The following is a 7770-nucleotide window of genomic DNA, read 5'->3' as shown; positions in this document are numbered from 1 at the left end:
GAGGACCCGGAGGTTTTCTCAGCAGCGCTGCATTTTCAGCAGCAGAGAAGCGAGATTATCAACCGTTTTTTGAAACTCGTCAACAACTTTTTTAACTACTTCGTTGCGACGACTGCGGTTTAAATTCGTATGCACTGGAGTCGATAAAACCGACTTCAACAGTACCGCTTCCCTTCTTCCCCCGCGCTGCGTTTCCGTTAGCGCGAAAGAGGCGTGATTCTAAGCACCTGCTCCGTTCTCCGCAACCCCCTTTGTGAAATATTTTTGACATGCAGTGCCGGGGACCGCCGCCCCCCCTTATGGTCATATATAAGCGGCACGGCAAGAGCAGCCTCGGTCGCCCGTGAACAGCCCCACCGTCGCGAACTCAACCTTCCGTCGATTACCGCCCAACCATCGCCCTCACCACGCCGTCCCGTCGAATCAGTCCGTGATACAGCGCCGCCGCGAAGTGCGCGAGGAACGTCAAGAAGAACAGATAGGCCAGCACGCGATGCGCAACCCGGAGCCAGGCGAACGCAACCGGATCAGCCGCAACGATCGCCGGCAACTGCACGCCGCCGCCCAAGGTCACCGGATACCCGCCAGCCGACAGCATCGCCCACCCGATCAGCGGCATCGCCAGCATCAGCGCATACAGCACCAGATGCGACCCATGCGCGGCAATCTTCTGCCACCAAGGCAAATCCTCAGGCAACGCCGGCGGCTTCGACGAAAGCCGCACCACGATCCGCACACACACCAGCACCAGCACGGCAATCCCCAGCGGCTTGTGCAACGCCACCAAGAAATCGTGCCGCCCGGAAACCGACGCCACCATCCCCACCCCGATGAACAGCATCGCGAGGATCATCGCGGCCATCACCCAATGCAGCAGCCTCGCCGGCAAGCCAAACGTCGTAGCAGCCTTCATCATCGTCCCTCCGCACTCAATCGCGCCGCGCCGGCCACGCCGGCCTCTTCACTCGTCCTGCGCAGATACGAATCCGCATAAGCCGCCGACCGCGCCGCCAGCAACGGATCCCCCGACACCTGAATCCCCTGCGGCAGCACCGTCGGGTCGTAATTCACGTCCCGGCACGGCCCGCTGTCCTGCGGCTCCACGCGATCGAGCACGAGCGTGCCCGCGTCGATCGTCATCCGCTGCGCGGGCCAGGTCTTCGTCGCGTCGTCCACCGGGTCGCCGGGTTCCGCCAGCGTGACCAGCAGCTTCCACTTCTGCGCGCCGCCCGCGATGCGCCGCGTCAGGTCCTGCTGCAGCACGTTCGGATCCGCGGCCGTCGCGACGTCCCCGGCGCCCGCCGTCTGCTCCGGCACGACGCGCCACCGCACCGCCTGGCGCTTGCCGGCCGCATCGACGAAGTAGAACGCGTTCAGCCCGTAATAGCTTTCGGTGACGTAGCTCGCGCTCGGCTTCGCACCCTTCACCCATGCGCGGAATGCAGCCGTCTCCGGATGCGCGCCGAAAAACGCCTTCACCTTCGCCGGATCGGGCTTGCCCGTCGCCGGATCCGGCCGGGTCGCCAGCAACTGCGCGTAGAACGCCTTCGGCGTCGCCACCGGAAACACCGGCATCGCGTTCATCCCGGTCCGCCATTGCTGGCCGTCCGGTGCGGTGAGCTTCAGCGCGAGGCTGCGGATCGGCACGCTGCTGTCAGGCGCATACGGATTCCCGCCCGGCAGCGCAAAGCGGCCGACCACCGGCGTGCGCACCGCCTTGAAGAACGGCGCGACCGAATACGCGCTCGCGGCGCCGTTGCCTTCGAAGTAGCCGGTCACGCACACGCCCTTCGCGTGATTGCGCCGGAAACCCGGATGCTCGCCGCCGGCCGTCTGCAGCGCGTCAACGAGCCGGTGCGGGGTCAGACGCGCCGGCGCGAGCCAGCCGCCGACATACCCGAACGCCACGGCCACGCCGGCCACCGCGCCGCCGATCACGGCCCAGCGCCACCATCCGCGCCCAGGCTCGCGCGGCGGTGAAGAAGAGGATGATTGCTTCATGGATGCACTCCCGATCGTCAGATCATTGTCGAACGCGTGTAGGACGCCACCCGCGCCGCTTTATTCCATGAACAAATTTTTCGTATGCTGACGGAATAAGCGGCGCCGACCGGCGTCCTACGCGGCATCTCCACGCTTATCGGCTCGCGCCCCCGGCCATGCCCTCAAACGCCCCCGACGACGACGCATTGCGCGAACTCATCCCCAGGTTGCGACGCTTCGCGCTCTGGCTGGCACGTGACGTCCACGCGGCCGACGATCTCGTCCAGTCGACGCTCGAGCGTGCGCTGTCGCGCTGGGCGAGCCGCCGCGACGACGCGTCGCTGCGCAGCTGGCTCTTCACGATCCTTTACCGGCAGTTCCTCGACGGCAAACGCAGCGCGAAGCGTTATGCGTGGCTGCTCGGCCGCATCCGCAGCGACGACGAGGCGCACTGGCCGTCCGCCGAACGCGAGGTGGCCGCGCGTGCGACGCTCGAAGCGTTCGGCCGTTTGTCCGACGACCAGCGCAGCCTGCTGCTGCTCGTCGCGGTCGAGGGCTTCACGTATCAGGAAGTCGCCGACCTGCTCGACGTGCCGATCGGCACCGTGATGTCGCGACTCTCCCGCGCCCGCCAGGCGCTTCGCCAGCTCAGCGACGGCGAGCTTCCCGCTCCTTCTCTCCGTTTGATGAAATGAATACGCTCCGTCCCGACGAACACGATCTCCAGGCCTATGTCGACGGCCAGCTCGACGACGATGCGCGTGCCGCGGTCGAGCGATATCTCGCGCTGCATCCGGAGAGTGCCGAACAGGTGAAGCAATGGCAGCAGGATGCGCAGCGATTGCGGGCCGCGCTCGAAGGCGTGCGGATGCCTGGTGAGAATCCTGCGCTGGATCCGGCGGCGATTCGTGCGAAGCGTGCGGAGCGCTCGCGGATACGGTTCGCGATGGCGGCTTCGTTCGTGTTCTGTATCGGGCTCGGGACGTTTGGCGGGTGGCAAGCGCGTGGGTGGAACGCGCCGCCGCCGATCGCGCCGATGAGCGATGCGGTCGAGGCTTATCGGATGATGGTGGTCGATCAGACCGCGAAGGTGGATTTCCGGCCGACGAGTGCGAAGGATTTGCAGACTTGGCTCACCCGGCGCGTGGGGGCGTCGGCCAGGCTGCCGGATTTGAGTACGGCCGGGTTCAGGCCGGTTGGCGGGCGGTTGTTTACGACGGACAGTGGGGCCACGGCCGCGATGGTGCTCTATGAGGACGACGCCGGGCGGACGCTGAGCTTCTATCTCCGGCCCGCGGAATCTCAACATCGACTGCTGCCGGCCGGGCAACGCGTGGATGGGTCGTTGCTGGCGCGGTATGGGTCGGTGAACGGGCTCAACTTCGCGGTGGTCGGGCCTGTGGATAATCTGGGGGAACAAGCGGTTGTACGGGCGCTTGATCAGCAGATTTGAGCGGTACGATGCGGTGTCCGTTAGTGGCCGTTGTGCGCTGACTGCGGTCCGGCCGATGCGGTTCGGCCAGTCTGAAAGCGCTCACGTTCACCGTTTGGGCGCACAGCGTTTAAATTCGCTTTCGTGGTGGTTGTCCACACCGCGAACCTCGTCGCGGTGCGTTCTCGAATGGGTAGACTCTCTTCGGTTCCGACGTCACAGGGTTTGGCGTCTTCTGGGCGCGAGATATCCACATCGGCCGCAATGGCTCGGCATGCCGTCTCTGGTTGAACCACTCACCCTTGGCCTGCACAGCATTTCGAGTGCCCTTGGGTGGCGATATCCACACCGCCCTCACCGAGCTGGTACACAGGATTTCGATTCGGCTGCTCGCGGGTTGTTCGCATGCGCGTGAGCGCTTCAAATATATTCACCGGGGAGCCGCACAGCGTTCCTGATTGTTTTGCGTGCCGGTTGTCCACACGCGACAATCGCGCTACGGCGGCACGGACGTCACTTGGTCGAGTAAGCCCCGAGAATCTCGCCGGTTCCCGGGGACACCACGTATTTGATCGACGTCCCGAGCGGGCTTGCATTGCCGAGCCCACGCATAGCAGCGTCGCGGTATCGAGATCGACGGAGCACCGGCCGATGGTCCCGAAATTCAGTTTGGTCATCCGTCCTCCCGAGACATCCCTTTCACCTCGCCCTTTTTTCTGCACAGCCATTAATTCCCTCAGGCAGTCAGAACACGTCGCCGTCGGCAACCCGATGGCTGCTTCCATCGACGCATCGTCGTTCGGCAAATTGTTTGCCGGCATGGGCTCCGGATCATCTTCGGGCAGGGTCTTCACCGCGTTCTCATATTCATGCGCGAAGGTCGCAAACGCGTCGCGCTTGCGCTTCCAGAGCGCAAAACTGGTCAGCCGTTGAAGCAGCCAGAAGATCCTGCGCCGCGTCGTATCGTCCGTCATGTCGTACGACGGTGGCGTGGTTGTCATAACAGATCCCTGTGCTGCCGCGTCGGCGCGGCCTCAGCCGCATCGGTCATGAGCACCCGCGACGCAGCCAGCGATATCGATCACCAGCATCTCATTGACGGGAGCCTTCATCGATCGTCGGGATCGAACTTCACGTTGAATCGCTCGCCCTTGAACCGACAACGATCCCGAACCCCGGCGATTCTACCGATACGAGCGTTGGAGCTGGTCACCGGCTTCGGCTTCGCTTGATCCATCTACCGCACGCAGTGCATATCCCGCCCGGATCACAGTCGACGGACTGTGCTTATCCAAAGGTGTTAACAGAGTTCGTATATATACGTAGTGATAGTTAACAAGTCCGCGCCCTCACAGTGGATAACTTCCGTAACACCCTGAATTTTCAGCATGAAGTGGAATGCATAACCACAGGTGATGCACAGGAAAATCGCTGTGCATCACAGAACAACTTTTCGCCGATTCACAGTCGCGCCGACATATCCTCAATCGTTCCACTGTGAATCCAGAGGCTTGCCGGACGGTTATCCATAGCGCGCTGTGGATAAGTTGCGGCGCCAGTCCGCCCGCTATCGAACCATGGCAATCAGATACAGCCCGCCGAGGATCATCGCGACGCCTCCCCATTGCGCATACGACACACGCTCGCCGAAGAACACGATTCCGGCCAGAAAGACGAGCACGAACGTAAGCGCGGTAAACGGATACACGACGGTGAGCCCGGTCTTGCTCAAAGCGAAGATCCAGAGCACCGTGCCTGCGCCGTAGCAGAGCAACCCGAGCGCGACCCACGCATTGATGAATTCGGTCAATGCATGGCGGCCGTCGGCACCGATCTTGAACGCGACCTGGCCGGTTGCCGCGAGGAACACGCCGGCCAGAATGAGCACGTAGACGGACGGTTTCACCGGTGTTCCTCGTGGCGCTTCAATCGGTTGGCGACCATGCGGCTTTTCAGCATGGCGATGCCGGTTTTCACGCGCACCGGCAGCCAGCGCAGCAGCAACTTGCGCGCCTTGTAGCCGGGCGGCGACACGTCCGGTATGCCCGAACGGCTGTCGACGCGGTGCTGTCCGATCGCGTCCGGCAGCCACTCCGCTTCGTCGGCGGCAACGAAAAAGAGCAGGTTGTAGCGGTACCACGGCTCGATGCGCATGTCTGCGGCGATCATCGGCCGGACGAAATCGAACAGCTGGTAGCCGTGGCGCGCGAACTGGTCGCGCCAGAATTCGTAGTGCTGTTCGTTGATGTGGTTCTCGCCGCCCTGGCCAGGCACGGCGGCAGAAAACAGCACGCGCTTGCCATGCCGGACGAGATTGTCGACGAGTGCCTCGCTGGATGCCTTTGGCACGTGCTCGCCGACCTCGAGGCACTGGACGAGATCGAACGATCGCCCGAGATCGAAGCGCTTCGAAATATCAGCCGGCACGAAATGGGCGGGGTCGATCATCAGCACCGAACGATCGACATAGTCGCCGTCGATGCCGGTGATGTCCTGCACGCCGAGCTGGCGATGCACGCTGAGCCATGCTCCGGCACCGCAACCGACGTCGAGGATACTCGCAGGCTTCAGCAGCGCATTGACGCCGGGCAGCACGCCATGCGCCGACCGCGCCGATCCCTCGCGCTGGTACCGGTAGAAGATCTCGTCATACGAGCGCGGCGTATCGTCCGCGATGAATCCAGGTGACATCGCAATCTCCCGATGGCGCGATCGGTGCACGACGTGGCGCGACGCATCGCACCTCGTGCGACGCAGTGCAATCAATCGCCCCGACAAGCCTGCTTCTCGTACACCGACCATTTGCCCGCCGTCTTCACGCGCACGACGCGACAGTCCGGATTGGCGAAAAACGTGTCCGGCAGCGGTGTCTCGGCGCGGACGAAGAAATACCGGTACAGGCGCCCCTGGTGCCGCTGCCAGTCGAAGTGCCGGTACAGCGGCAGCGGCGAGACGTCGGACGGCCCGACACCGGGCAGCCGGTCGAGCCGAAAGCGGACGATCTGCGGCGGAAACCGCGCGGCATTGAAATCGACGAATCCGTGGTGCTCGGCCTGATACCAGAGCGCGAAGTTCTCGTAGGCATACGGGTTGCCGGCGGCCGGGCTCGTCCTGTCGACGATGATCGCAAGGCCGCGCTGCGCGGGTTCGATCGCGTTGGCAACCACGTCGAAATCAGCGCTCTCGTCGGCGAAGCGCAGCGCGCGGACACCTTGCTGAACGATGAAACCGGCGCAGACCACGGCAAGGACCAACTGCGTCATCAGCGCGAGCTGCGGCATTCGTCGGCCGGGTTCCACCGGTGCGGGCGCCCGGAACATCAGCGCATAAAACGGAAACAGGAACAGCGCAAAGCGCGGATACAGGAAAAACGTGTTGATCGCGAACAGCGGCACCGTAAACCAGACGATGGTCACGATGATCGCCGGTACATAGGCGGCGACCTGCCGGTTCGGTTTCGATGCCATCAGGAACGGTGCGGCAGCGATCAGCAGGAATGCCAGCAGCGAACGGCTGTCGCCGGCGACACCCCACGGATAGAGCACGGCCGCGAACACGCGCACGACTGGGCTGATCCCCCACATCACGGTGAACGGATACATCGGCGTCAGATCGACGTCACGATGCAACGCCGCGTACAGCACGGTGACGGAGGCGAGGATCGCATACGGCCACGAGGCGAGCAGCACGCGCGGCAACATGCTGGTCCGGCGCAGGCGCACGAGCAGGAACAGCACGCCGATCGCGTTCGCGAACACGAAGAGTAGTCCGTGCGAGAAAAACAGCGCGAGATTCACGAGCACCAGCACTGCGCCGCGGCGGGCTGTCGGCCGCCCGGCATAGTCGAGCGCGAGCGCCAGGAAGATCATCGCGACCGGTACGGCGACGAGGTACGAGTAGAAACCGAACTCGTACGCGAAGCCGAAGAACCCGGGCACGCACAGCCAGTCGAGGCGCGGGTCCGTACCGAGACGCCGGCGCAGTGCGAGGTACGCGGCGACGAAACCATAGAACGACAGGGTCAGCATGACCTTGAACGCAGCCGCGACCGGCATCACGAACGAAAGCAGTGCCGCCGCGCCATAGCCGAGCAGGTAAGGCGTAAACAGGTTGATCCGCAGCAATGGCGCCCATGGCGACTGGCCGCGCAGCATGTCGTGCAGCGTGGCGACCTGCGCCGCATGCTGCGGAAGATCGACCATCGGCGGGTGCGGCGCGAGCCAGAACAGCAGGCCGGCCGCGGCGACCGTCGCAACGAACAACGCGCGCAACGCGCGATCGGCTGCGCGATATGGCCACGCACGCGGCAGGCGGCCGCTTACCGTGCTGTCATCCATTGCACGAGCCCCCGTGAA

Annotated in this window: 7 protein-coding genes and 1 pseudogene; 2 read left to right on the top strand and 6 right to left on the bottom strand. The window is 63.9% G+C overall.

The features are described 5' to 3' along the window. Nucleotides 1–382: 382 nt before the first annotated feature. Together U4Y91_RS24460 and U4Y91_RS24455 are read right to left on the bottom strand one after the other, a co-directional pair. Nucleotides 383–916, bottom strand: a complete 534-nt coding sequence (locus U4Y91_RS24460; RefSeq protein WP_321807217.1) for a cytochrome b — start codon at nt 914–916, stop codon at nt 383–385. Next, a complete protein-coding gene (locus U4Y91_RS24455) occupies nt 913–2001 on the bottom strand; it encodes a catalase family peroxidase (RefSeq protein ID WP_321807216.1) in 1089 nt (362 codons plus the stop codon). The genes U4Y91_RS24460 and U4Y91_RS24455 overlap by 4 nt, the downstream gene beginning before the upstream one ends. A 158-nt stretch (nt 2002–2159) precedes the next feature. On the opposite strand from U4Y91_RS24455, the gene U4Y91_RS24450 reads away from it, so the two are divergent. Together U4Y91_RS24450 and U4Y91_RS24445 are read left to right on the top strand one after the other, a co-directional pair. Next, a complete protein-coding gene (locus U4Y91_RS24450; protein ID WP_321807215.1) occupies nt 2160–2678 on the top strand; it encodes a sigma-70 family RNA polymerase sigma factor in 519 nt (172 codons plus the stop codon). After that, on the top strand, nt 2675–3436 hold the full coding sequence (locus tag U4Y91_RS24445; RefSeq protein WP_321807214.1) for an anti-sigma factor: 762 nt from the start codon (nt 2675–2677) through the stop codon (nt 3434–3436). The genes U4Y91_RS24450 and U4Y91_RS24445 overlap by 4 nt, the downstream gene beginning before the upstream one ends. 779 nt (nt 3437–4215) lie before the next feature. Here U4Y91_RS24445 and U4Y91_RS24440 read toward each other — a convergent pair. From U4Y91_RS24440 to U4Y91_RS24425, 4 genes and pseudogenes are all read right to left on the bottom strand, one after another. Beyond that, a pseudogene (locus U4Y91_RS24440) lies at nt 4216–4416 on the bottom strand (Imm71 family immunity protein); the annotation flags it as partial. 566 nt (nt 4417–4982) lie between these two features. Further along, the gene (locus U4Y91_RS24435; RefSeq protein ID WP_321807213.1) at nt 4983–5321 is read right to left on the bottom strand and encodes an EamA family transporter; all 339 of its coding nucleotides are present in this window, start codon (nt 5319–5321) and stop codon (nt 4983–4985) included. Then, nucleotides 5318–6106: a class I SAM-dependent methyltransferase gene (locus U4Y91_RS24430; RefSeq protein ID WP_321807212.1), complete on the bottom strand. Its 789-nt coding sequence runs from the start codon at nt 6104–6106 to the stop codon at nt 5318–5320. The genes U4Y91_RS24435 and U4Y91_RS24430 overlap by 4 nt, the downstream gene beginning before the upstream one ends. A 71-nt stretch (nt 6107–6177) precedes the next feature. After that, nucleotides 6178–7752 (bottom strand): hypothetical protein, encoded by a 1575-nt coding sequence (locus U4Y91_RS24425; RefSeq protein WP_321807211.1) that lies wholly within the window; start codon nt 7750–7752, stop codon nt 6178–6180. Nucleotides 7753–7770 lie beyond the last annotated feature (18 nt).

The organism is Burkholderia sp. BCC1993, assembly GCF_905339865.1.
GTDB lineage: Bacteria > Pseudomonadota > Gammaproteobacteria > Burkholderiales > Burkholderiaceae > Burkholderia.
Note: the sequence above shows the minus strand (reverse complement) of the source record. Positions and strands in the feature narration are given on the sequence as shown.